This window comes from Ensifer sp. Root127, from assembly GCF_001425225.1.
GTDB classification, from domain to species: Bacteria; Pseudomonadota; Alphaproteobacteria; order Rhizobiales; family Rhizobiaceae; genus Ensifer; species Ensifer canadensis.
Genome location: NZ_LMDX01000001.1, coordinates 234,558 through 258,230, shown reverse-complemented (window position 1 = coordinate 258,230; position 23,673 = coordinate 234,558). Strand labels below are relative to the sequence as shown.

The 23,673-nt window shown below is 62.8% G+C and carries 20 protein-coding genes; 13 read left to right on the top strand and 7 right to left on the bottom strand.

All coding sequences use genetic code 11. The annotated features are described in order from the left end of the window. The 3 genes from pip (at position 1) to rarD (ending at position 3,779) form a co-directional block, all read left to right on the top strand. Positions 1-963, top strand: coding sequence for a prolyl aminopeptidase (pip, locus tag ASD03_RS01205; protein ID WP_025426426.1), 963 nt, complete (start codon positions 1-3; stop codon positions 961-963). A 26-nt stretch (positions 964-989) separates the two neighbouring features. Beyond that, positions 990-2,606 carry a citramalate synthase gene (cimA, locus tag ASD03_RS01200; RefSeq protein ID WP_025426427.1) on the top strand — a complete coding sequence of 539 codons (1,617 nt, stop codon included), beginning with the start codon at positions 990-992 and terminating at the stop codon, positions 2,604-2,606. Positions 2,607-2,840: 234 nt separating this feature from the next. Then, a complete protein-coding gene (gene rarD / locus ASD03_RS01195; protein ID WP_025426428.1) occupies positions 2,841-3,779 on the top strand; it encodes an EamA family transporter RarD in 939 nt (312 codons plus the stop codon). Positions 3,780-3,955: 176 nt separating this feature from the next. On the opposite strand, the gene ASD03_RS01190 is transcribed toward rarD, so the two are convergent. Then, the gene (locus tag ASD03_RS01190; protein WP_025426429.1) at positions 3,956-4,576 is read right to left on the bottom strand and encodes a TIGR00730 family Rossman fold protein; all 621 of its coding nucleotides are present in this window, start codon (positions 4,574-4,576) and stop codon (positions 3,956-3,958) included. Positions 4,577-4,819: 243 nt separating this feature from the next. On the opposite strand from ASD03_RS01190, the gene ASD03_RS01185 reads away from it, so the two are divergent. The 4 genes from ASD03_RS01185 (at position 4,820) to pssA (ending at position 10,399) form a co-directional block, all read left to right on the top strand. After that, entirely contained in the window at positions 4,820-6,586 is a 1,767-nt protein-coding gene (locus tag ASD03_RS01185; protein ID WP_025426430.1) for a LysM peptidoglycan-binding domain-containing protein, read from the top strand. A 219-nt stretch (positions 6,587-6,805) separates the two neighbouring features. Further along, positions 6,806-8,698, top strand: coding sequence for an ABC transporter ATP-binding protein/permease (locus ASD03_RS01180; RefSeq protein ID WP_025426431.1), 1,893 nt, complete (start codon positions 6,806-6,808; stop codon positions 8,696-8,698). Positions 8,699-8,812: 114 nt separating this feature from the next. Continuing rightward, the gene (locus ASD03_RS01175; protein ID WP_057212405.1) at positions 8,813-9,511 is read left to right on the top strand and encodes a phosphatidylserine decarboxylase; all 699 of its coding nucleotides are present in this window, start codon (positions 8,813-8,815) and stop codon (positions 9,509-9,511) included. A 9-nt stretch (positions 9,512-9,520) separates the two neighbouring features. After that, complete coding sequence (gene pssA, locus ASD03_RS01170; RefSeq protein WP_025426433.1) at positions 9,521-10,399, top strand: CDP-diacylglycerol--serine O-phosphatidyltransferase; 879 nt, start codon at positions 9,521-9,523, stop codon at positions 10,397-10,399. Between the two features lie 240 nt (positions 10,400-10,639). Here pssA and ASD03_RS01165 read toward each other — a convergent pair whose 3' ends face one another. From ASD03_RS01165 to alr, 5 genes are all read right to left on the bottom strand, one after another. Then, positions 10,640-11,380: an SDR family NAD(P)-dependent oxidoreductase gene (locus ASD03_RS01165; protein ID WP_025426434.1), complete on the bottom strand. Its 741-nt coding sequence runs from the start codon at positions 11,378-11,380 to the stop codon at positions 10,640-10,642. Between the two features lie 12 nt (positions 11,381-11,392). Continuing rightward, positions 11,393-12,883, bottom strand: coding sequence for an amidophosphoribosyltransferase (gene purF, locus ASD03_RS01160; protein WP_025426435.1), 1,491 nt, complete (start codon positions 12,881-12,883; stop codon positions 11,393-11,395). 144 nt (positions 12,884-13,027) lie between these two features. After that, entirely contained in the window at positions 13,028-13,651 is a 624-nt protein-coding gene (locus tag ASD03_RS01155) for a CvpA family protein (protein ID WP_025426436.1), read from the bottom strand. Between the two features lie 134 nt (positions 13,652-13,785). Further along, entirely contained in the window at positions 13,786-15,189 is a 1,404-nt protein-coding gene (radA, locus tag ASD03_RS01150; RefSeq protein WP_025426437.1) for a DNA repair protein RadA, read from the bottom strand. Positions 15,190-15,347: 158 nt separating this feature from the next. Continuing rightward, complete coding sequence (gene alr, locus ASD03_RS01145) at positions 15,348-16,487, bottom strand: alanine racemase (RefSeq protein ID WP_025426438.1); 1,140 nt, start codon at positions 16,485-16,487, stop codon at positions 15,348-15,350. A gap of 154 nt (positions 16,488-16,641) precedes the next feature. On the opposite strand from alr, the gene ASD03_RS01140 reads away from it, so the two are divergent. The 3 genes from ASD03_RS01140 to ASD03_RS01130 all read left to right on the top strand — a co-directional run bounded on the left by ASD03_RS01140 (position 16,642) and on the right by ASD03_RS01130 (position 18,578). Further along, entirely contained in the window at positions 16,642-17,499 is an 858-nt protein-coding gene (locus tag ASD03_RS01140) for an AraC family transcriptional regulator (RefSeq protein WP_025426439.1), read from the top strand. Between the two features lie 123 nt (positions 17,500-17,622). Next, entirely contained in the window at positions 17,623-18,276 is a 654-nt protein-coding gene (locus ASD03_RS01135) for an AzlC family ABC transporter permease (protein ID WP_051509157.1), read from the top strand. Next, on the top strand, positions 18,273-18,578 hold the full coding sequence (locus tag ASD03_RS01130; protein ID WP_025426441.1) for an AzlD domain-containing protein: 306 nt from the start codon (positions 18,273-18,275) through the stop codon (positions 18,576-18,578). The genes ASD03_RS01135 and ASD03_RS01130 overlap by 4 nt, the downstream gene beginning before the upstream one ends. An 18-nt stretch (positions 18,579-18,596) precedes the next feature. Here the strand turns inward: ASD03_RS01130 and ASD03_RS01125 are convergent, their stop codons facing one another. After that, positions 18,597-20,099: a replicative DNA helicase gene (locus ASD03_RS01125; protein ID WP_025426442.1), complete on the bottom strand. Its 1,503-nt coding sequence runs from the start codon at positions 20,097-20,099 to the stop codon at positions 18,597-18,599. A 328-nt stretch (positions 20,100-20,427) separates the two neighbouring features. On the opposite strand from ASD03_RS01125, the gene ASD03_RS01120 reads away from it, so the two are divergent. From ASD03_RS01120 to ASD03_RS01110, 3 genes are all read left to right on the top strand, one after another. Then, positions 20,428-20,871 (top strand): MarR family transcriptional regulator, encoded by a 444-nt coding sequence (locus ASD03_RS01120; protein WP_025426443.1) that lies wholly within the window; start codon positions 20,428-20,430, stop codon positions 20,869-20,871. A gap of 137 nt (positions 20,872-21,008) precedes the next feature. Next, positions 21,009-22,577, top strand: coding sequence for an MFS transporter (locus ASD03_RS01115; RefSeq protein WP_225906190.1), 1,569 nt, complete (start codon positions 21,009-21,011; stop codon positions 22,575-22,577). Positions 22,578-22,595: 18 nt separating this feature from the next. Next, entirely contained in the window at positions 22,596-23,660 is a 1,065-nt protein-coding gene (locus tag ASD03_RS01110; protein ID WP_025426445.1) for an HlyD family secretion protein, read from the top strand. Positions 23,661-23,673: the final 13 nt, after the last annotated feature.

The window sequence follows — 23,673 nt, the reverse complement described above, 5'->3', positions numbered from 1 at the left end:
ATGACTGCTCAATTGCGTACGCTCTACCCGGAAATCGAACCCCATGCGTCGGGTCACGTCGACGTCGGCGACGGTCATTCGGTCTATTGGGAACGGGTAGGAACGCCAGGCGCAAAACCGGCGGTGTTCCTGCATGGCGGGCCGGGCGGCACGATCTCGCCCAACCATCGCCGGCTGTTCGATCCCAAGCTTTACGACGTGACGCTGTTCGACCAGCGCGGTTGCGGCATGTCGAAGCCGCATGCGGAGATCGAAGCCAACACCACCTGGCACCTCGTCGCCGATATCGAACGTCTGCGCGAGATGGCAGGGGTCGAGAAATGGCTGGTGTTCGGCGGCTCCTGGGGATCGACCCTGGCACTCGCCTATGCGGAAAAGCACCCGGGTCGGGTGACGGAACTGGTGCTGCGCGGCATCTATACCCTGACCAAGGCCGAGCTCGACTGGTACTATCAGTTCGGCGTCTCGGAGATGTTTCCGGACAAATGGGAGCGGTTCATCGCGCCGATCCCGGAGAATGAGCGGCACGAGATGATGCGTGCCTATCACCGGCGCCTGACCAGCGACGACAGGGCGACGCGTTTGGCAGCTGCCCGGAGCTGGAGCATATGGGAAGGTGAGACGATCACGCTGCTTCCGGAACTGTCGACCAGCGGCCGTTTTGAGGAGGACGAGTTTGCCGATGCCTTCGCGCGCATCGAGAACCACTTCTTCGTCAATGCCGGCTGGATGGACGACGGCCAATTGCTGCGGGATGCCCATCGTCTGCATGGCATCCCCGGCGTGATCGTCCAGGGCCGCTACGACATGCCATGCCCGGCAAAATATGCCTGGCAGTTGCACAAGGCCTGGCCCGAGGCTGAGTTCCACCTGATCGAGGGGGCAGGGCACGCCTATTCCGAACCCGGTATCCTCGACCGGTTGATCCGCGCCACTGACAAATTCGCCGGCAAGACCGAATAACGACTGAGCATTATTGGAAACGAGCCATGACCAGGGAACGCATCTACCTCTTCGACACGACGCTACGGGACGGGCAGCAGACGCCCGGCATCGACTTTTCCGTCGAGGACAAGATCGCGATTACCACCCTGCTCGACGATTTCGGCATGGACTATGTCGAAGGCGGCTATCCCGGGGCAAACCCGACCGATACGGAGTTCTTCAAGCGCAAGCGCACGAAGAAGGCCTCCTTCGTCGCCTTCGGCATGACCAAGCGCGCTGGCGTTTCCGCCTCGAACGACCCGGGCCTTGCCGCCCTGCTCGAAGCAAACACCGACGCGATCTGTCTCGTGGCCAAGAGCTGGGATTACCACGTGGCGGTGGCGCTCGGCTGTTCCAACGAGGAAAACCTCGACAACATCCGGGCTTCCGTCGCAGCCGTTGTCGGCGCCGGCCGCGAGGCCATGGTCGACTGCGAGCATTTCTTCGACGGCTACAAGGCGAACCGCGCCTATGCGCTTGCCTGTGCGCAGACTGCCTTCGAAGCGGGCGCACGCTGGATCGTGCTTTGTGATACCAATGGCGGCACCCAGCCGCACGAGGTGCGCGAGATCGTTTCGGCTGTTATCGCCGCCGGTGTGCCCGGCGCCAGTCTCGGCATCCACGCCCATAACGACACGGGGCAGGCGATAGCCAATTCGCTTGCAGCCGTCGAGGCCGGCGTCCGCCAGATACAGGGAACGCTGAACGGCATCGGCGAGCGGTGCGGCAACGCCAATCTGGTGACGCTTATCCCCACCCTCGCGCTGAAAGAGATCTATTCCAGCAGGTTCGAAACGGCGATCGATTCCGACCGCCTGCAGGAACTGACGAAGCTCTCGCATGCTTTCGACGAACTATTGAACCGCTCGCCGGACATGCAGGCGCCCTATGTCGGTGCCTCGGCCTTTGCCACCAAGGCCGGCATTCACGCCTCGGCGCTTCTGAAGGATCCACGCACCTACGAGCACATCGCCCCTGAAAGTGTCGGCAATCTGCGCAAGGTCATGGTGTCCGACCAGGGCGGCAAGGCGAACTTCATCAACGCGCTGAAGCGGCGGGGGATCGTGGTTGGCAAAGACGATCCCAAGCTCGACAAGCTGATCGCGATCGTCAAGGAGCGCGAGGCGACCGGTTATGCCTATGAGGGCGCCGATGCGAGTTTCGCGCTGCTGGCCAGCCGCATCCTCGGGACGGTGCCGGATTTCTTCCACGTCGAAAGCTTCCGGGTGATGGTCGAACGTCGGTTCGACGCCAACGGTCATCTGAAAACCGTGTCGGAAGCGGTCGTCAGGGTCGTCGTCGATGGCGAAACCATGATGTCGGTGGCCGAAGGCCACGGGCCGGTCAATGCGCTCGATCTGGCCCTGCGCAAGGACCTCGGCAAATACCAGTCGGAGATCGAAGACCTGGAGCTTGCGGACTACAAGGTCCGTATCCTCAACGGCGGGACCGAGGCGATCACGCGCGTTCTGATCGAATCGACCGATGGCACGGGCGCGCGCTGGTGGACGGTCGGCGTCTCCGACAACATCATAGATGCCTCGTTCCAGGCGTTGATGGACAGTATCATTTTCAAGCTGTTGAAGAATCGCGACCATGTCGGACTGATCGCCGCCGAGTAAGCGCCTGCTTCAGGTGAGGGAGAGCATAGGCACCCCGCTGGGCGTCGTTGCTCTTGCCTAAAGTATGAGCAAAATTCACCATCCGTTCACGGAAATGAATTGGTGCATTGATGGTCATTGGAGTACGACGCCCCATGGAAGGGTTCGTCGGCCGGTAAGGCTGCACCTTCGATTGCGACCGGAGCGGGCGTCATCGCCAAGACAGCCTCCGGCGACTACATCAGGAAAAATGTCATGGCCGAGCCGAACGCGAAAGTACCCGCAGAAAACACCGATTCCGCCAAGGGCTTCGCCTTTGCGCTCACGGCCTATCTGCTCTGGGGATTCCTGCCTTTCTTCATGAAGGCGATCGCCCATATCCCGGCGCCGGAAGTGGTTGCGCACCGCATCGTCTGGTCGGTTCCGCTCGCGGGCCTCGTGCTGGTGTGGCTTGGGCGCACGGAAGACGTCAAGGTCGCCCTTCGTTCACCGCGCATGTTGCGCATGGCGGCTCTCACTGCCGTGCTCATCACCATCAACTGGGGTATCTATGTCTGGGCGATCGGTGCTGGTCGCGCGATCGAGACGGCGCTCGGCTATTACATCAATCCGCTTTTCTCGATTTTCCTCGGCGCTCTGTTGCTGAAGGAAAAGCCAAGCCCGGCGCAGATGGTGGCGATCGCGCTGGCCGCTGCCGCCGTTGGCGTACTCGCCTTCGATGCCGGCGGTCTGCCCTGGGTGTCGATCGGGCTCTGCCTCTCCTGGGGCTTCTACGCCTTTTTCCGCAAGACGCTGCCGATCGGGCCGAACCAGGGCTTCTTCCTCGAAGTGCTGCTGCTCAGCGTTCCAGCGATCGGCTACATCATCTGGCTCGAGGCGACCGGCCAAGGGCACTTCGGCGACACGGGCATGACTGACGTGCTGTGGCTGATGTCCTGCGGCATTGTCACCGCGATCCCGCTGATGATCTATGCCAATGGCGCCAAGCTGCTGCGGCTGTCGACCATCGGCATCATGCAGTATATCGCGCCGACGATGATCTTCCTGATTGCCGTCTTCGTCTTCCACGAGCCTTTCGGCACCGCAAAGCTGATCGCCTTCGCACTGATCTGGGCCGCATTGGTTATTTATTCCGGCGCCATGCTGGCACAGAGCCGCGCCCGTCGCGCCGAACAGGTCAGCCCGGCCGAATAAGACACTACAGCGCCGCGCGTCGTGTTAGACGCGCAAAGGCCGCTGTAGCACTTTGAATTGCTGCATGTTTTTATCCTTAAATCGAATGTGATTTAAGGAAACATGCAGTAGGCAAGAATGGAAAAAGGCGCGTCCGTCAGGCGCGCCTTTTCTGATTTTGGGGGTGTAACACAGGCCTAAAGGCGGGAGATGATCTCGGCTTCGCCTTCGCGGCCGTTTGCGCCGCTAGCGGCCGCAAGGATCGCCGGCACGATGTCCTCGGCCTTGTCGACGACAAGCGGCTGGACGAGGTGGGCCGTGTGAACGAAGCCTTCAGCGCGCATGTGCTGCAGCAGGTCCAGCATCGGCTTCCAGAAATCGTTCATGTTGCCGAAGACCATCGGCTTGCGGTGACGACCGAGCTGCGCCCAGGTCATGATCTCGACGATCTCTTCCAGCGTGCCGATGCCGCCCGGCAGGGCGACAAAGGCGTCCGCCCGCTCGAACATGGTGTGCTTGCGCTCATGCATGTCGGCGGTGACGATCAGTTCGTTGAGCTGGCCGAGCGAATGGCGCGTCGCTTCCTTGTCCATCAGGAATTCCGGGATGATGCCGGTGACCTCGCCGCCATTGGAAAGCACGCCGCTGGCGACCGCTCCCATGATGCCGCGCGTGCCGCCGCCATAGACCAGACGCAGGCCATGGTCGGCGATCGAGCGGCCGAGCGCGCGGCCGGCTTCCATGTAAATCGGGTCGCGCCCGGGCTGCGAACCACAGTAGACGCAGATGGATCGAATCGTGCTGGTTTCAGTGCTCATCCGGTCAAAAAGCATTGCAGCGCAGCAAGGGTCAAGAAAAATGAGGGGAAAGCTTGGTTCGCGGCGCCTGCAGCAGGGGCGGCTGCTTGTCTGCTACACTAGGAAACGCTAGCAATTTCAGGGATCGATTGAAGAAATTGGGCGGGTAGCTCGCAGTTGCGCTATAATGACCGCGCAAGCCCCGCGCCTTAGGCCGATGAGAGGGCATGCGCGGAGCGTCGCTCCGCTCCTGTGGAGAGTGGCATGATCAAGAACAAGGCCGGCTGGGTGGCCCTTACTGTCCTTGCGGCAGCAACAGCGTTGATGGTTTTTGTAGTTCAACCGAATTTGCGTGACGGCAAGGAAGCCTCGGCCGATGGCACGGCAAACGCTCCGGCCCAAACCGGTGACGCGGCATCGTCGACCGGCGGGCCTCAGCCCACTTCGGACTCGGCGAAGTCCGATGACGCCAGCAAAATGGCGGAGCCGCAACAGGCGGCAAGCGCCGCTGACGCGAAATCACCGGTCGAGGATGCATCTATTCCCGGTTTTGACGTGCTGCGCGTCGAGCCCGATGGTTCGACCGTTGTTGCCGGCCACGCCGCACCCGGTTCCAAGCTGGAAATCCTCAACGGCGCGACGATCGTCGGAACGGCTGATGTCGGCGTGACCGGCGATTTCGCCGCCGTCTTCGACAAGCCGCTTCCGGCCGGGGACTACCAGCTGACCCTGCGCGCGGTCGGCGAAGACGGCGTTGCCAAGAATTCGCAAGAAGTCGCAACGGTTTCCGTTCCAAAGGACCCGACCGGCCAATTGCTTGCCATGGTCTCTAAGCCCGGCACTGCCAGCCGGCTGCTCACCACGCCTGACGCGCTGGCGGGCGTTGCGCAGACGGCTGACGCGCCTGCTTCGCAGCCGGCCGCGGCGACATCCGCCGATGTGGCGTCTGCAACGCCGCAGACGACGAGCGACGCAACGGCGGCAAAGCCAAACGGCGCTGCAGGGCTGCAGGTCACCGCCGTCGAGATCGAGGGCGCCAAGATGTTCGTCGCCGGTAGCGCAAAGCCCGGTGCCGTCGTTCGCATCTACGCGGACGACAAGCTGCTCGGCGAAATGAAGGCGGATGACAAGGGCCACTTTGTCGTAGACGGTCAGATCGACCTTGCGGTCGGCAGCCACATCATCCGTGCAGACATGTTGAGCGAGGACGCAAGCAAGGTCGTCATGCGCGCATCGGTGCCGTTCGACCGCCCGGCCGGTAGCCAGGTCGCAGCTGTTGCCGGCCCGGTTTCGGCCGCCGCGACAGCCGGCCTCGACGGGCTGCGTGCCGAAGCCGGCAAGGCGCTCGCGCTGCTGAAGGGGCTTTTCTCCAATGGCAAGGTGCCGACGGGCGAGCAACTCGCGGCAGCACGCTCAGCAAGCGAATTCGCACTGAAGTCGCTGGCCGATTTCAGGCTCGCCGACAATTCCGATCAGGCGCTCGCAGGCGAGGTCGCCCGGACAGCAAAGGCTGCTGCCGATGCGCTGGCCGTGCTGAAGGAGGCCCCGCAGGATGCCTCAAGTGTCGCTGCGGCCCTAACCAAGGTCGAAGCCTCGGTCGGTGCAATCCTTGCTGAACGCGGCAGTGTCACGCCGGCGGTTGCCAACACCATCGCATCGGGCGAGATCGCCGAGGCTTCCGGCGCGTCGAAGGTCAAGGGTGCCGGCAGCTCGATCACCAATGACGTCGCCGCTGCGCAGCCTTCCATGGCCTCGACTGAAACCCAGGCTCAGCCGGCAACGGTGGAGCAGGCGCCGCTGAAGGAAAGCAAGAGTTCCGTGATCATCCGTCGCGGTGATACGCTCTGGCAGATCTCACGGCGTGTCTATGGCGCGGGTGTTCGCTACACCACGATCTACCTCGCCAACCAGGCACAGATCGAAAACCCCGATCGCATCCGCCCTGGCCAGGTCTTCGGCGTTCCCGATCAGGCACTTTCCGATGAAGAATCGCGCGAAATTCACAAGAAGCACATGAAACACGAGCAATAGGCTGTTCATCGACATCATCGCATTGCGGCAGTGTCGACGGAGACCTATTTGTCAAAGAAGGCGGCGTCTTCAACGAGACGCCGCTTTTCATTGGATGGCGATGATGTGCCCCGATGTCCTTGCCCAAAGGTTCGAGGCGCGGAGCCGCAACTGCGCGACGCCGGTGGATTGGCATGACCGTCCGCCCGGGCGTGCGAAAGAGTGAAGGCGGATCAAGACGTGGCACCTCAGAACCAGACGAAGACGATTTCCGCCGATACGAGCAACCCGTTTCGAACCATCGTCAACCTGTGGCCCTACATGTGGCCTTCAGATCGGGCTGATCTGAAGCTTCGAGTCGTCTGGGCGACGATCATCCTGGTGATTGCCAAGGTCGTCCTCATCCTCGTTCCTTATTTCTTCAAGTGGGCGACGGATGCGCTGAACAACAAGCCGGATGCACTGGGCTTCCTGCCGCAGTTCCTGGGCGGCGCAGTCATGCTGGTGCTTGCCTATAACCTCGCGCGTTTGCTGCAGGCGGGGCTCAACCAGTTGCGCGACGCGCTGTTTGCCAGCGTCGGGCAGCATGCGGTCCGGCAACTCGCCTACAAGACCTTCGTGCATATGCACCAGTTGTCGCTGCGCTTTCATCTCGAGCGACGCACCGGCGGCCTGTCGCGCGTGATCGAGCGCGGCACCAAGGGCATCGAGACCATCGTTCGCTTCACCATTCTGAACAGTGTACCGACGCTGATCGAATTTTTGCTGACCGCCGTGATCTTCTGGTGGGGCTACGGTTTCAGCTACCTGCTGGTCACGGCCATCACCGTCTGGCTCTATATCTGGTTTACGGTCAAGGCGAGCGACTGGCGCATCGCCATCCGCCGCTCCATGAACGACAGCGACACCGACGCCAACACCAAGGCGATCGACTCGCTCTTGAACTTCGAGACCGTCAAGTATTTCGGCAACGAAGAAATGGAAGCCAAGCGCTTCGACAGATCCATGGAGCGCTATGAGAAGGCGGCGACCCAGGTCTGGACCTCGCTCGGCTGGCTCAACTTCGGCCAGGCGATGATCTTTGGCGCTGGCACGGCAGTCATGATGGTCATGTCCGCGCTCGCGGTGCAGCGCGGCGAGCAGACGCTCGGGGACTTCGTCTTCATCAACGCCATGCTGATCCAGCTGGCCATTCCGCTCAATTTCATCGGCTTCGTCTATCGCGAAATCCGCCAGGGGCTGACCGACATCGAACACATGTTCGATCTGCTCGACGTCGAAGCCGAAGTGGTCGACCGCCCGGATGCGCGGCAGCTCGCCATTGCAAACGGCGCCATCGCCTTCAAGGACGTGCACTTTGCCTATGATGCAGCGCGACCGATCCTGAAAGGCATCAGCTTCGAGGTGCCTGCCGGCAAGACCGTTGCCGTCGTCGGCCCGTCGGGGGCCGGCAAGTCGACGCTGTCGCGGCTTCTTTATCGCTTCTACGACGTGCAACAGGGCACGATCACTATCGACGGGCAGGACGTGCGCGGTGTGACACAGAAGAGCCTGCGCGCCGTGATCGGCATGGTGCCGCAGGACACCGTGCTGTTCAACGATACCATCGCCTACAACATCCGCTACGGACGCGTTTCGGCAACCGAGGAGGAGGTTGTCGCTGCGGCTGAGGCGGCACAGATCGCGACCTTCATCCAGTCGCTTCCCGAAGGGTTTCAGGCAATGGTCGGCGAGCGCGGCCTCAAGCTTTCGGGCGGCGAGAAGCAGCGTGTCGCCATCGCCCGTACGATCCTGAAGGCACCGCCGATCCTCATCCTCGATGAGGCAACTTCCGCGCTCGACACGCGCACGGAACAGGAAATCCAGTCGGCGCTCGACGTGGTTTCCCGCAACCGCACGACACTGGTTATCGCCCACCGGCTTTCGACGGTCATCAATGCCGATGAGATCATCGTGCTCAAGGATGGCGTCATCGCCGAGCGCGGCACGCACGGGGAACTGATCGATCGCGACGGACTTTATGCTTCCATGTGGAGCCGCCAGCGCGAGGCGACCCAGGCGGAAGAACAATTGAAGCGTGTGCGCGAGAGCGACGACCTCGGTATCGTCACGCGTGGCGAGCCGGCCCTATGACGGCCATGTCTTGTCGCTGATCGCGACGCGTTTTGTCGCTGTCGGGCGGGCAGCGTTGCCGCGGGCGGCATTTCGCGCTAGGTCACGTTCCACAGCAAATTTGGAGTAGAGTTCATGAGCTTGGTCAATACGGTGCGCAACACGCTGGTCCCGGTGCACAAGGAAGGCTATCGCTTCATCGCGATCTTCTTCGTCGCGTCGCTGGTGCTGGGCTTGCTGTGGGAGCCGCTGATGTGGATCGGCTTCCTGCTCACCGCCTGGTGCGCCTATTTCTTCCGTGACCCCGAGCGCATGACGCCGATCGACGACGATCTGGTGATCAGCCCGGCCGATGGCCGCGTTTCGTCGATTGCCATGGTTACGCCGCCGGAAGAGCTGGGTCTTGGTTCCGAACCGATGCTGCGCATCTCGGTCTTCATGAACGTCTTCAACTGCCACGTGAACCGTGCGCCGATGACCGGCACCATCAGCCGCATCGCCTACCGCGCCGGCAAGTTCGTCAACGCCGAACTCGACAAGGCCAGCCACGAGAACGAACGCAACGGCCTCGTCATCCAGACGAAGCATGGTGAAATCGGCCTCGTACAGATCGCCGGTCTGGTTGCCCGCCGCATCATCTGCTGGAAGTATGAAAACGGCTCGCTCGACGCCGGTGAGCGTTTCGGCCTCATCCGGTTCGGCTCGCGCCTCGACGTTTTCCTGCCTGATGGTGTCGAGCCCCGCGTCAGCCTCGGCCAGACCGCGATTGCCGGTGAAACCGTGCTTGCCGAATTCGGCTCGGCCAAGGGCCCGGTCATCAGCCGTCGCGCATAAGGAGCCCCTATGGAAGGTCCTCAACAGGAAAACCCAGCCGAACCGCCGAAAGTCGCGGGCGAGGCGAACGGTTCAAGCGATACCGGTCGCGGCCCTCGACTGCGCGAGATACCGCTGCGCCTGATGATCCCGAACATGATCACCGTGCTGGCGATCTGCGCAGGTCTCTCCGGCATTCGGCTCGCCTTCGAAAACCGCATCGAGCTCGCCGTTGCCATGGTGTTGCTTGCGGCCTTTCTCGACGGTATCGACGGTCGCGTCGCGCGCCTGCTGAAGGCGACGTCGAACTTCGGCGGCCAGATGGACTCCCTCGCCGATATCATCAACTTCGGCGTGGCGCCGGCGCTCGTTCTCTACGTCTTCATCCTGGATCAGGCCCGCTCGATCGGCTGGATTGCGGCGTTGATCTACGCGATCGCCTGCGGCCTGCGATTGGCCCGCTTCAACGTCATGGCCGAGCGCCAGTCCAAGGCAGCGTGGCAGTCGGAGTATTTCGTCGGCGTGCCTGCGCCGGCGGGTGCCATGCTGGTGCTGCTGCCGGTCTATCTCGGCCTGCTGGGCTTGGCACCTGAGCGCACCTTCGCGCTGATCGCATCGGGCTACACCGTGCTGATTGCCTTCCTGCTGGTCAGCCGTCTGCCGGTCTGGTCGGGCAAGTCGGAAAACAGCCGCGTTCGCCGCGATCTCGTCCTGCCGGTCATTCTCGTCGTCGTCTTTTATGTCGCGACGCTGATGACCTACACCTGGGAGACAATGGCGGTGACGGCGCTTGGCTACCTGATCACGCTGCCGTTCGGCGCGCGCTCGTGGCAGCGCAAGTATGGCGGCGACTGGCCCGCCCATCCCGCCCATGGCGGCGACGGCCTGCCGGGCGACAAGGTCGACTGAAGCATGTCGCAAAAGTGCGCGGCGGTTTTGCGATAACAACATGCGCAAAACGAGAGCTTAAAGCGCGGTAAGCGAATCCTACAGCGCCGCGCATCTTATTAGACGCGCGGCGCTGTAGCGCTTTGAATTGCTGCACATGCAGTAGAGATCGCGGCGCGCATTAACGCTGAATGTCAGCGCAAAATAAAAAGGCCACCGTGGAAACACGGTGGCCTTTTTGATCTCGGCTTTGTGGTGACGTCACTCCGGCAGGCGGTAGTCGACGATCTTCTTTTCGCGAACGATGTAAAGCTTGCCGGTCTCGGTCTGGTCCGGGCCGACCAGTGGCAGAAGCTCCGCCGCGACCTCGGAGGGGTGCGGCACGGTCTCCGGATCTTCACCGGGCATCGCCTGGGCGCGCATCGCGGTGCGGGTTGCGCCCGGATCGACGCTGAGGATGCGCAGCGGTAGTCGCTGTGTCTCTCCGGCCCATGTGCGGGCGAGCGCTTCGACGGCGGCCTTGGAGGCAGAGTAGGGGCCCCAGAACGGCTTGCACTTGTGGGCAGCGCTAGAGGAGAGAATGAGCGCACGTCCGGCATCGGACTTGATGAGCAACGGCTCGAGCGTGCGGATCAGGCGCCAGGTGGCATTGACGTTGATGTTCATCACCTTCTCGAACACCTTGGCCTCGACATGGCCGATCGGCGAGATGGTGCCGAGCACGCCGGCATTGGCGACCATGATGTCGAGTTTGCCCCAGCGCTCGTTGATCGCGCCGCCGAGCTTGTCGATCGCAGCCATGTCGGCGAGATCGAACGGAACGAGCGTTGCCGAGCCGCCGACCGCCTTGATCGCGTCATCCAGCTCTTCGAGGCCACCGACGGTGCGGGCGCAGGCGACGACGTGGGCGCCAGCCTTGGCGAGTTCGAGGGCCGTGAAATAGCCGATACCGCGCGATGCGCCGGTGACGACGGCGACCCGGTCTTTCAAATTGATCGTCATTTTATTGTCTGATTATCCGTTGCTGGCGAGAACCGAGAGTTTGCGGACATTGCTGGCGCCTTCCTGGTCGAGAAGGCGGGTCGGATAGTCCCCGGTGAAATAGTGATCGGTGAACTGCGGCGACTTGAGATCGCGCTTGATGCCGCCCACAGCCTCGTAGAGGCCGTCGATCGACAGGAACTCGAGCGAGTCCGCGCCAATGAAGCGGCACATGGACGCAAGGTCGGCATGCTGGTTGGCGAGCAGCTTGTCGCGGTCCGGCGTGTCGATGCCGTAGAAGTCCGGATGGAAGATCATCGGGCTGGCAACACGCACATGCACTTCGCGTGCACCGGCATCGCGGATCATCTGCACGATCTTGACCGAGGTGGTGCCGCGAACGATCGAATCGTCGACGAGCACGACGCGCTTGCCCTCGATCATCGCGCGGTTCGCCGAGTGCTTCAGCTTGACGCCGAAGGCGCGGATCTGCTGCGTCGGCTCGATGAAGGTCCGGCCGACATAATGGTTGCGGATGATGCCGAGCTCGAAGGGAATGCCGCTCTGCTGTGCGTAGCCGATTGCGGCGGGCGTACCGCCATCGGGAACCGGGACGACGACATCGGCCTCGACAGGGGCTTCCTTGGCCAGGTTCTGGCCCATGTTCTTGCGCGCCACATAGACGTTGCGGCCGCCGACGACCGAATCCGGACGGGCGAAATAGACGTATTCGAACAGGCAGAGCCGCTCCGGTTGCGGAGCCAGCGGCTTGCGCGAATCGATCGAGATCGAGCCGTCGGGCTGGATCTCGCAGATGATGATTTCGCCATTCTCCACGTCGCGCACGAACTTGGCGCCGATGATGTCGAGTGCGCAGGTTTCCGAGCAGAAGATCGGCTTGCCGTCGAGGTCGCCCATGACGAGCGGGCGGATGCCGTGCGGGTCGCGGGCGGCGATCAGCTTGGTGCGTGTCAGCGCCAGCATCGAGTAGCCGCCCTCGACCTGCGCGATCGCATCGGCGAAGCGGTCGGTGGTCGAAGCGTGCTTGGAGCGGGCGATGAGGTGGAGGACAACTTCGGTGTCGGAGGTCGACTGACAGATGGCGCCGTCCGAGATGATCTGGCGGCGCAGCGTCAGGCCGTTGGTGAAGTTGCCGTTATGGGCAATCGCGATGCCGCCTTCATGCAGCTCGGCAAAGAGCGGCTGGACGTTGCGCAGCGCCACTTCGCCTGTCGTCGAGTAGCGCGTGTGGCCGATGGACATGAAGCCCGGGAGCTTCGCGAGCGTTGCGGGATCGGTGTAGTGATCGCCGACGAGACCCATGCGCTTTTCGGTGCAGAACTGCTTGCCGTCGAAGGTGACGATACCGGCGGCCTCCTGGCCGCGATGCTGGAGCGCATGCAGGCCGAGCGCCGTCAGCGCCGCCGCATCCGGGTGCCCCAGGATGCCGAAGACGCCGCACTCTTCGTGCAGGGTATCGCCATCGAGTTCGTCATGGATTTCCGTGGATCTCAGATCGGTCATCACAGTCGCCTTTGCTCCGTGCCGGTGCGCATATCGTGATCAGGCCCGCCGTCTTCAAGCGATCTTAGCTGAAAACGGACACAAGCGTTATTCCCAAAAGGACAAAGCCCGCGCAGCGGGCTTTGTCGGCAGTTCTTCCATGTCTCAGCCGTTGGTGGCCGGGGCGTCGTCAACGGGCGCCTGGTCGGGCGAACCCGACGGTGCCTGTCCGGGCGTGCCGGCCGGGGTCTCGCCTTCGCCTTCGCCGGTCGTGTCCTTGCCGCGCAGGCGGTCGAGGATGGTGGCGTCGGCTTCCTCGGGCAGAAGCGCGATCAGCTTGTTGCCGAGATTGTCGAGAAGCGGCTTGGACTTCGCCTGCGTGACCCAACCCGGCTGCTGCTGCGGAGCGACCAGCCAGTTGAAGAACAGCATGGCGACGACCACGAGCAGGATGCCGCGCGCGGCGCCGAAGAGAAAGCCCAGCGTGCGGTCGAGCGCGCCGATGCGGCTGTCGATGATGAAATCGGCGACGCGCATGGTGATGAAGGAAATGATGATCAGCGCAACCAGGAAGATCACTGCCGCCGAGCCGATCAGCGCGACCGTGTCGCTGCTGGTATACTGCTTGGCATAGGGCAGGAGGTGCGGGTAGAGGAAGTAGGCCGCCGCCGCCGCGCCAACCCAGCTGGCAACCGACAGGACTTCGCGTGAGAAGCCTCGGACCATTGCCAGGATTGCTGAAAACAGCGCGACGCCGAGAACGATACCGTCGAGAATTGTAATGGGCATTTTGTCCTTACTCCGAACCCGGTTCGTCCGGGTCTCCTCAAGCCTATCCGCCGTCGGCCCTGCCTGATGTTCAGGGCATTGTTATGAGCCTGCTCAGAAGGCGTCCCGTGGAGCCGCTTGCAGCACCCGCACCTTCAATCTGCATCCTCTGCCGGTCTCAAGGCGTTTCGCGATCCCGCGATGCGCGCCACCAGATCCGGCAGGCTTTCCAACTCGCTCCACCGGCCATTGCCGTTCTTCGGCAATTCGGTCGAGGCAGCTGGCAGAACAGCCTGCGAGAAACCGAGCTTCTCGGCTTCCTTGAGGCGTTGAGCGGTATGCGCAACCGGCCGGATGGCGCCCGACAAGCTGACTTCGCCGAAATAGACGCAATCAGCCGGAAGGGCAAGCCCGGCAAGCGACGAAACCAGTGCGGAAGCCACAGCCAAGTCGGCGGCAGGCTCGGAAATTCGGTAGCCGCCGGCGATGTTGAGGTAGACGTCGTGCTGCCCGAGCCGCACGCCGCAATGGGCTTCAAGCACCGCAAGGATCATCGAGAGGCGGGCGGAGTCCCAGCCGACGATGGCACGGCGCGGCGTGCCGAGCGAGGTCGGCGCCACCAGCGCCTGCACCTCAACCAGGATCGGCCGTGTTCCCTCCATGCCGGCAAAGACGGCGGCCCCCGGCGATTTTTCGTTGCGCTCGCCGAGGAACAGTTCCGATGGATTGGCGACCTCGCGCAGACCCTTGTCCGACATCTCGAAGACGCCGATCTCGTCCGTCGGCCCGAAGCGGTTCTTCACTGTTCTCAAGATGCGGTAGTGATGGCCGCGGTCGCCTTCGAAATAGAGCACGGCATCGACCATGTGCTCGACCACGCGGGGACCGGCGATCTGGCCTTCCTTGGTGACGTGGCCGACGAGCACGACGGCGGTTCCCGTCTGCTTAGCAAAGCGGATCATCGCCTGCACGCCGGTCCGCACCTGGGTCACCGTGCCGGGCGCCGAATCGACGATGTCGCTCCAGAGTGTCTGGATCGAGTCGATGATGACGAGATCGGGGCGCTTGCCCTCGGCAAGCGTCGCGAGAATGTCCTCGACGTTGGTTTCAGCTGCCAGCAGCACGTCGCTGTCGGCAGCACCCAGCCGTTGGGCGCGAAGGCGCACCTGGGCCACGGCCTCTTCACCCGAGACATAGATGACACGGTGTTTCTGGCGCGCAAGGGCCGCTGCCGCCTGCATCAGCACTGTCGATTTACCGATGCCGGGATCGCCGCCGATGAGGAGGGCAGAGCCGCGAACGAAGCCGCCGCCGGTGGCGCGGTCGAGCTCGGATATCCCGGTCTGGATGCGCGGGGCGTCCTCGATTTCACCCGATAGCGTGGTGAGCGCAACCGGGCGCCCCTTCTTCGGCGCGCGGGACGGGCCGCCGCCGATGCCGGCTGTCGGGTCGTCCTCGATGATCGTGTTCCATTCGCCGCAGCCCTCGCACTTACCGGCCCAGCGGGTATGGATGGTGCCGCAGTTCTGGCAGACGAATTGTGTGCGGGCTTTCGCCATCGGCAACGACTTTCACAGTGCGGAGACTTTCGACGTGCCGTCTGTGGCGGCACTGCCGGTGATCGGAGAATCACTTTTGCCTTCACATAATGCCGCGAAACGCGGAACAAAAGGTGATTTTCGACGACGGACTGTAAAGTATCGGTGCGAAAGCCGGCTCAGACCGCGCCGATATAGTGGCGGTCGTAGCGATGGCCGAGGCTGGTCAGCATCTCATAGCCGATCGTGCCGCCGGCGCGCGCCACGTCGTCCAGTGCGACATGCCGGCCGAACAGCTCGATATAGTCGCCGGCGCGCACCGCGTTTTCCGGCAGGTCGGTGACGTCGAAGAGGCTGAGGTCCATCGTCACCCGGCCGACATGCGGCACCTTCTCGCCGTGCAGAAAGCCGAAGGCGCCCGAAGGCGTCGCCTGGCGCAAGGTCACGCCACCGCCCGAGACGGAGCGGTGATAGCCATCGGCATAACCGACGGCGACGGTGGCGATGCGGCTGTCGCGGTTGAAGCGGGCAGACGCTCCGTAGCTTGCGTGCCCGCCGGCGGCGACGTTGCGTACCTGAATGATGCGGGCTTCTGCCGTCACGACCGGCTTCATCGGATTGGCGACGTCATTGACCGCTTCGCCGCCATAGACGGCGATGCCCGGGCGCGTCAGGTTGAAATGGTAGTCGTCGCCCAGGAACACGCCGCCGGAGTTTGCCAGGCTGGCATCAACGCCTTCGAATGCAGCAGAGGCTTCGCGGAAGCGTTGCAACTGATAACTATTGAGCGGGTTGCCCGGATCGTCGGCGCAGGCGAGGTGGCTCATGATCAGGACCGGCGAGAAGCTCGCCGGGCGGGCCGGATCGTTGGCAAGAGCGACGGCTTCTTCGACCGACAGCCCCAGGCGGTTCATGCCGGTATCGACATGCAACACGCAAGGGTGGTCGCCGCGCTCGGACAGCGCCGCCATGAAAACGGCAAGCTGCTCCTCCGAGTTGATCACCGGCACGAGATCATTGTCGAAGAACAGCACCTCATTGCCGGGCCACATGCCGGCCAGAATGTAGATCCGGCCTTCCGGCACCAGCGGCCGCAGGTCAGCACCTTCTTCCGCATTGGCGACGAAGAAATCGCGGGCACCGGCGGCGTAAAGCGCTGGCGCCGCCTCGTCGATGCCGAGGCCGTAGGCATCCGCCTTCAGCACCGCAGCGGCACGGGCCTTGCCCGAGCGGGCATTCATCGAGCGCCAGTTGTCTGCCAATGCGTTGAGGTCGATCGTGAGCCGGTTGGAGGCGGAGAGGAATTCTGGACTGAGCATGCCTGGCACTCTGCGTGGACGATGAAGGACCAATACAGCCAACCACGCTTGCCCGCAAATGCCGTCCTGTCGGATGGCGGCATTCGGTTGGGCGGCGAGGGCGAAGAGCACTTTTATGCAAGACGCTGGTCGTGGCGGACGTTAGGATCGCCACATGCACACGATTTCGCAGGAACAGGCCATCGATGTCATGCCGCTGGAAGGCGCGGAGCGGACCCGATTCTGGCGGGACCTCCGGTTCGATGGCATGGAATGCCTGACCGCGACTTTCATTACGCACGAATTTGCGCCGCACGCGCACGACACCTTCAGCATCGGCGCGATCGAGGCCGGCTCGCAGATCAGCAAGATCAGGGGCGAACGATCGCAAGCGGGGCCCGGCGACTTCTATCTCATCAATCCAGACGAGATCCATGACGGTCACCCAGGTGGTAGCGGTTACCGCTATCGCATGGTCTATCCGAGTACCGAATTGCTGGTGAACATTCTGGAAGATGTCACCGGGCGGCCGTTCAAGGGAACGCCGTCCTTTTCCAAGCGCATGCTGTGCGATCCGGATCTGGCCCACTCCTTCTATCACGCCCACAAGGCGCTGGAGCACGCGACTGGCGCGCTCGAAGCCGAGGAACGCATGTTCGGCGTGCTCGCCACCATGTTCGAGCGGCACGGCAGCACGATCATCGTGCCGGTCGAAACGAAGGAGCAGTCCGCGGTCCAGCGGGCGCGCGACTATCTGACCGAGAACTACGCGCAGGATATCGGCCTGGAGGAGCTGGCCAAGGTCGCGGGCCTCAGCCGGGCGCATCTGATCCGCGCCTTCCGGCGCCAGTTTCACATCACACCGCATGCCTTCCTGACTGACAAGCGCGTGCGGGCGGCAAAGACACTGCTGCGGCACGGCTGGTCGGCGGTCGATACCGCCTATCAGTGCGGGTTTGCCGATCAGGCGCATTTCAGCCGACACTTCAAGGCTCGAACCGGCGTCACGCCCGGCGCCTTCCGCGCCGGTTGATCACTTTCGTTCAATACGCCCCGCTCGGGCCGGTTTAGGTGTGCTCCGTTCGTTATCGATCGGGAGGCATGAACATTGAGCGACACGGGATTCGGTCCAGACTTTCGAGCCGGAGCCATGGCGATGGCGCCGCTCATCGTGGCGGTCATGCCGATTGGGCTCGTCTTCGGCGCAGTTGCCGCCGGCAAGGGGCTTTCGGGCGCGGAGGTGACATTGATGAGCGCGCTGGTTTTTGCCGGCGGCTCGCAATTCGTGGCCATGGACATCTGGACGCATCCGGCCTCTTGGGCGGCACTCGCTTTCTCCGCCTTGCTGGTCAATGTCAGGCACGTGCTGATGAGCGCGTCGCTCGGCGCCAAGCTCCAGGGGTTCTCAGGCCCGACGAAATACGCCTCGATGCTGCTGCTTGCCGACGAGATATGGGCAATGGCGGAGATGCGCGCGAAAGAGGGCAGGCTGACGCCCGCCTGGTTCGCGGGAATCGCCGTGCCGTTCTACTTCGTCTGGGTGACGACAAGCCTTGCCGGCGCGTTGCTGGGGGCCTTCCTTGGCGATCCGAAGGTGACGGGGCTCGACTTCGCCTTTCCCGCGGTTTTCATCGTGCTGGTGATGGGTTTCTGGAAAGGCCGTGAGACCGGGGTTGTGCTTGCCGCAAGCGCCGCTGCCGCGGTGCTGACGCATCAGTTTCTGCCGGGTGTCTGGTACATCGCCGCTGGTGCTGCTGCCGGGGTTGCGGTCGCGCTTCTTGCCGGCCGTAGCCAGGAGGTGCACGCATGACCGTCGATCCGAACACGCTTCTGGCCATCGTCGCCATGGCAATCGCAACCATTGCCACCCGCATCGGCGGCCTGGTGCTCATTCGGTTTGTGACGATCGGAGAAACGCAGAAGCGGGCCCTGGAGGCGATCCCGCCGGCCGTGTTGATGGCGGTGATCGCGCCGACGGCGCTGGTCACCGGGCCGGCGGAAACGATCGCTACGGTGGTAACGGCACTCGTCGCCATGCGGTTGCCGTTGCTCGCCGCTGTCGCGGCCGGCGTCGTGACCGTGGCGATCTTCAGAATGTTGCTGGGGGCGTAAAGACGCCCCCCGACTTTCTCAGTGTTCTTCGTATTGGGTGAAGGACGGATCGGCCAGATCGGTAAAGCGGGTGAATTCCGACTGGAAGGCGAGCTTGACGGTGCCGGTCGGTCCGTGACGCTGCTTGGCGATGATCACGTCGGCCGTGCCCTTCACCTGTTCCATCTTCATCTTCCACTCGTCGTACTTCGGATCGAATTCGTCGCGAGGCTCGAGGTTCTTCACGTAGTATTCCTCACGGAACACGAAGAGCACGACGTCGGCGTCCTGCTCGATCGAGCCCGATTCGCGAAGGTCGGAGAGCTGGGGGCGCTTGTCTTCGCGGCTTTCCACCTGACGGGAGAGCTGCGACAGCGCGATGATCGGCACGTTCAGCTCCTTGCCGAGTGCCTTCAGGCCGGTGGTGATCTGGGTGATTTCCTGCACGCGGTTGTCGCTCGATTTGCCCGAGCCGGTCATCAGCTGAATATAGTCGACGACCAGGCAATCGAGGCCGCGCTGGCGCTTGAGGCGGCGCGCACGGGCGGAGAGCTGGGCGATCGAGATACCACCGGTCTGGTCGATGAACAGCGGAACTTTCTGCATCATCTGCGAGCAGGCGACGAGCTTTTCGAAGTCGGCTTCGGAGATGTCGCCGCGGCGGATCTTCGAGGAGGAGACTTCGGTCTGCTCGGAGATGATACGCGTTGCCAGCTGTTCGGACGACATTTCGAGCGAGTAGAAGCCGACGACGCCGCCGTTCTTGGCCTTGAACGAACCGTCCGCCTGAACCTCCGGGTCGTAGGCGGCGGCAATGTTGTAGGCGATGTTGGTGGCAAGCGAGGTCTTGCCCATGCCGGGACGTCCCGCAAGTACGATCAAGTCCGAGCGCTGCAGGCCGCCCATGCGGGCGTCGAGCGACAGGATGCCCGTCGAAATACCCGACAGGCTGCCGTCGCGCTCGAACGCCGCGCCAGCCATGTCGATGGCAAGCGCGACCGCATCGTTGAAGGACTGGAAACCGCCGTCGTAGCGGCCGGTTTCGGCGAGCTCGAACAGGCGCCGTTCCGCGTCCTCGATCTGGCCCTGCGGCGGCATGTCGAGCGGTGCGTCAAAGGCGATATTGACCATGTCCTCGCCGATGGTGATCAGCGAACGGCGCAGCGCCAAATCGTAGATTGCGCGGCCGTAGTCTTCGGCGTTGATGATCGAGACGGCGCCGGCGGCAAGGCGGGCAAGATACTGCGCGACCGTCAGGTCGCCGACCTTTTCGTCGGCCTTAAGGAAGGTCTTGATCGTCACCGGGTTGGCGGTCTTGCCCATGCGGATGATGTCGCCGGCAACCTCGTAGATGCGGCGATGCAGGGGTTCGAACAGGTGGACCGGCTTCAGGAAGTCCGAGACGCGATAGAACGCATCATTGTTGACGAGGATCGCGCCGAGCAGCGCCTGTTCGGCTTCAAGGTTGTTCGGCGCCTCGCGGTAATGCTGGTCCGATTGGTCCTTGCCGATAGGGGCGAGCTTTCGCGCTGCGTCGTTCATGGTCGTTCGTCTCTGCCTCTTCTGGTGTGCACCCGGTTTGCTGTCTGCGTCTCTGCGGGTCAAGTGCAGCAGTGCCACAGTCGCAGACCATGTGGCGCGGCCCATCGCATTTGCCCGTTGTTCGACTGATCCACAGGCCGACATCACGAAAGTGCAAAAAATAAAGTCCGCATGAAGAACGACGTTGACGCCGCGAATCGCTGCAATCGGCGACTGCGCCAATTCTAGCGCCGTTTGCCCCCTCTCAAAACGCCGTCTTGAAAATTGCCTTGGGATGGATTAGATAGGAGCAGAATAATTAGCATGCTACTAATATGGAAAAGGTACTATGTATCAGCCCATCGTCAATCGCGAACTGTTCGACGCCTTGTCGATGGTCAATCGTAAGCTGCGGGCTGTCTTCGATGCCAGGGTGAAGGAGCGTGGCCTGACCCTGGCTCGGGCGAGGGCGCTGTTTGCGCTAACCAAGAAGGATGGCTTGAACCAGCGCGAACTGGCCGACGAACTGGATATCGAGACGCCGACGATCGTGCGCCTGCTGGACGGAATGGAAAAGCAGGGTTTCATCGAGCGCAGGGTCGAGGTGTCGGATCGCAGGGCCAAGCAGATCCACATGACCGAACTTGGGCGCACCATCGCCGACGAGATCCTGAAGCTTGCCGACGAGATCCGGGCAGAAGTGCTGCAGGGCGTCGGTGAAGACGAGGTCGCGGCGGTGCTGAAGGTCGTGCGCACCATCGCCGATAACGTTCAATCGCTGGCGAAGGAATGACATCGATGAGTGCCGCCGCAAGGCCCGCAGCAAACGACAACAGGACAGCCCTTGGCGACGACGAGGCGGAGGCGCCCTCTGGCGAGCCAGCACAACAGCAAGTCACGGCCACCGCAACGATGCCCGTGCCACGGCCGATGAGCGTTGCCAGGTCCGCGACCTACGTCGTCTGCTCGGCGCTACTGTTCCTCACCCAGGGCCTCGGCATGAATCTGGCGCTCGCCAATCTTACCCAGCTGCAGGGATCACTTTCCGCCACCTCGATCGAGGCCGCCTGGCTTTCGGCAGCCTACATGGCGCCGAATGTCTCTCTCTCGATCGCGCTCGTCAAAATCCGGGCGCAATACGGACTGCGCCGGTTCGCAGAAATCGGCATTGTCGGCTTTGTTATCGTTTCGCTGATGAACGTCTTTGTTTCCGATCTGCAGTCGGCGATCGTCGTTCGCTTCATCAGTGGCATCGCGGCGGCCCCCATGTCGACGCTCGGTTTCCTCTACATGCTGGAGGCCTTCCTGCCGGCGCGCAAGCTGACGGTCGGTCTTGCCCTGGCGCTGACCTGCACGACCATTTCGGCACCGATCACCCGGCTGATCTCGCCGAAGCTGATCGAATACGGCCAATGGCATGGGCTCTATACGCTCGAGATGGCCCTGGCGCTGATGGCGCTGCCGATCATCTACCTGCTGCCGCTGACGCCGGTGCCGCACGCCAAAGTGATCCAGCGCACCGATATTCTGAGCTACCTGCTGGTGGCTGTCGGCTTCGGCTGTATCGCCATCGTGCTGACCATGGGGCGGCTCTACTGGTGGTTCGAAGCGCCGTGGCTGGGTGTGCTCCTGGCTGTGGCGATCGTGGCGCTGACCAGCGTGGTGCTGATCGAACTCAATCGTGAACTGCCGTTGATCGACGTTCGCTGGCTCGCCTCCAGGGAGATCCTGCATTTTACCGCGGTGCTGCTGGTCTTTCGCCTTGTCGCCTCGGAGCAGTCGGCGATCGCGGCAAACTTCTATCAGCTGCTCGGATTGCAGTTCGAGCAGGTCGCGACGCTTTATTGGGTCATTCTCGGCGCATCGATCGCCGGCGGCCTTTTGTGCGCCGCACTAATGAATCCTGACCACGCCGAGTTCGTGCATGTTCTGGCGCTGAGCCTGCTGGCTGGCGGTGCCTATATCGACAGCCAGGCGACCAATCTGACACGACCCGAGCAGATGTATATCAGCCAGGCCATGATCGCCGCCGGAACCGCTCTGTTCCTGCCGCCGGCCATGGCCAGCGGCTTCAAGGCGGCGCTGATGAAGGGGCCGAGCTACATTCTCAGCTTCATCGTCATCTTCCTGTTCACCCAAAGCATCGGTGGCCTGATCGGCACCGCGACCTTCGGAAGCTTCGTCACCCTGCGGGAGAAGTTCCATTCCAATGTGCTGGCCGAGCAGATCGTGATGTCGAACCCGCTCATCGCCCAGCGCCTCAGCCAGCTGGCCGCAAGCTATGGCCGGGTGATCGGCGACAGGACCTTGCTGAACGGCGAGGGCGTGGCGTTGTTGGGGCAGCAGGTTACCCGCGAGGCCAACATTCTCGCCTACAACGATGCCTTTCTGCTGGCGTCCGGCATTGCCCTTTGCGCGTTGGCCGGTCTGCTGGTGCATATCCTTTACAAGCGGATCGCGGCGCGCCTTGCGCCTCCCGCACCCGCCTTCTCTTCTTGACGAACAGAGTTGACGACCATGCTGAAATCCTTGCGCTCACCCACCACGATCATCGTCTTGCTCGCCGGCCTCTCGGGCCTCGCCCTGGTTCTCTATGCCTGGCGACTGCCGCCGTTCCCCAGTTCCGTCGAGATGACGGAGAACGCCTATGTCAGGGGTTACCTGACGGTCATGAGCCCGCAACTGTCAGGTTATGTCGCCGAGGTGCCGGTGCACGACTACGAGGAGGTCAAGGCCGGGCAATTGCTCGTCAGGATCGACGACCGGATCTACGCCCAGAAACTGGCCCAGTCAGAGGCGACACTTGCCGCCCAGAAGGCATCGCATGCCAATTCGCGTCAGCAGGAACTGTCGGCCAAGGCCGGTATTGCTGCCAGCGCAGCACAGCTGGACAGCGCGAAGGCTGCGTTCAACAGAGCGAGCGCATCTTGGGACCGAATCCGGCCGTTGGCGGAGAAGGGCATCTCGACACGCAGCGAAGCCGATCAATCGCGCGCAGCGTTCGAACAGGCACAGGCCGCCGTCAACCAGGCCGAAGCGGGGCTGGAGGTTTCGCGCCAAGCACTGGCCACCACGCTTGGCGCCCGTGCCGGTCTGCAGGCTGCCGTTGCCGGCGCCGAGGCCGCCGTCGAACTGGCCCGGATCGATCTGGAAAACACCCGGATCGTCGCTCCCCGTGACGGAAAGCTCGGCGAGATCGGTGCGCGCCTCGGCCAATATGTCACCGCCGGCTCGCAATTGCTCGCCGTCGTGCCGCATGATGTTTGGGTGCTTGCGAATTTCAAGGAAACGCAGCTCGACGGCATGAAGGCCGGCCAGCCGGTGACCATTTCGGTCGATGCGCTGCAAAGGAACACGCTGACCGGGCACATCGAGCGCTTTGCGCCTGCCGCCGGCTCCGAGTTCAGCATCATCCGCCCGGACAACGCCACCGGCAATTTTACCAAGGTCGCCCAGCGCGTGGGCGTCCGGATCGCCGTCGATCCCGGCCAGCCGCTTGCCGATCTCTTGTCGCCCGGCCTGTCGGTCGTCGTACGTGTGGACAAGGATGCAGCACCTGTGGCCGAGCTTGCCCACAGCTGAAGTCAAGCCGACA

Excerpts from the sequence above, each read along its gene's own strand:
- ASD03_RS01120 (WP_025426443.1), top strand. The coding sequence starts at position 20,428 with ATGTATCAGCCCATCGTCAATCGCGAACTGTTCGACGCCTTGTCGATG.
- pip (WP_025426426.1), top strand. The coding sequence starts at position 1 with ATGACTGCTCAATTGCGTACGCTCTACCCGGAAATCGAACCCCATGCG.
- ASD03_RS01110 (WP_025426445.1), top strand. The coding sequence starts at position 22,596 with ATGCTGAAATCCTTGCGCTCACCCACCACGATCATCGTCTTGCTCGCC.
- radA (WP_025426437.1), bottom strand. The coding sequence starts at position 15,189 with ATGGCGAAAGCCCGCACACAATTCGTCTGCCAGAACTGCGGCACCATC.
- cimA (WP_025426427.1), top strand. The coding sequence starts at position 990 with ATGACCAGGGAACGCATCTACCTCTTCGACACGACGCTACGGGACGGG.
- ASD03_RS01115 (WP_225906190.1), top strand. The coding sequence starts at position 21,009 with ATGAGCGTTGCCAGGTCCGCGACCTACGTCGTCTGCTCGGCGCTACTG.
- ASD03_RS01125 (WP_025426442.1), bottom strand. The coding sequence starts at position 20,099 with ATGAACGACGCAGCGCGAAAGCTCGCCCCTATCGGCAAGGACCAATCG.
- alr (WP_025426438.1), bottom strand. The coding sequence starts at position 16,487 with ATGCTCAGTCCAGAATTCCTCTCCGCCTCCAACCGGCTCACGATCGAC.
- ASD03_RS01190 (WP_025426429.1), bottom strand. The coding sequence starts at position 4,576 with ATGAGCACTGAAACCAGCACGATTCGATCCATCTGCGTCTACTGTGGT.
- ASD03_RS01185 (WP_025426430.1), top strand. The coding sequence starts at position 4,820 with ATGATCAAGAACAAGGCCGGCTGGGTGGCCCTTACTGTCCTTGCGGCA.
- pssA (WP_025426433.1), top strand. The coding sequence starts at position 9,521 with ATGGAAGGTCCTCAACAGGAAAACCCAGCCGAACCGCCGAAAGTCGCG.
- ASD03_RS01130 (WP_025426441.1), top strand. The coding sequence starts at position 18,273 with ATGACCGTCGATCCGAACACGCTTCTGGCCATCGTCGCCATGGCAATC.
- ASD03_RS01165 (WP_025426434.1), bottom strand. The coding sequence starts at position 11,380 with ATGACGATCAATTTGAAAGACCGGGTCGCCGTCGTCACCGGCGCATCG.
- ASD03_RS01140 (WP_025426439.1), top strand. The coding sequence starts at position 16,642 with ATGCACACGATTTCGCAGGAACAGGCCATCGATGTCATGCCGCTGGAA.
- ASD03_RS01135 (WP_051509157.1), top strand. The coding sequence starts at position 17,623 with ATGGCGCCGCTCATCGTGGCGGTCATGCCGATTGGGCTCGTCTTCGGC.
- ASD03_RS01155 (WP_025426436.1), bottom strand. The coding sequence starts at position 13,651 with ATGCCCATTACAATTCTCGACGGTATCGTTCTCGGCGTCGCGCTGTTT.
- rarD (WP_025426428.1), top strand. The coding sequence starts at position 2,841 with ATGGCCGAGCCGAACGCGAAAGTACCCGCAGAAAACACCGATTCCGCC.
- purF (WP_025426435.1), bottom strand. The coding sequence starts at position 12,883 with ATGACCGATCTGAGATCCACGGAAATCCATGACGAACTCGATGGCGAT.
- ASD03_RS01175 (WP_057212405.1), top strand. The coding sequence starts at position 8,813 with ATGAGCTTGGTCAATACGGTGCGCAACACGCTGGTCCCGGTGCACAAG.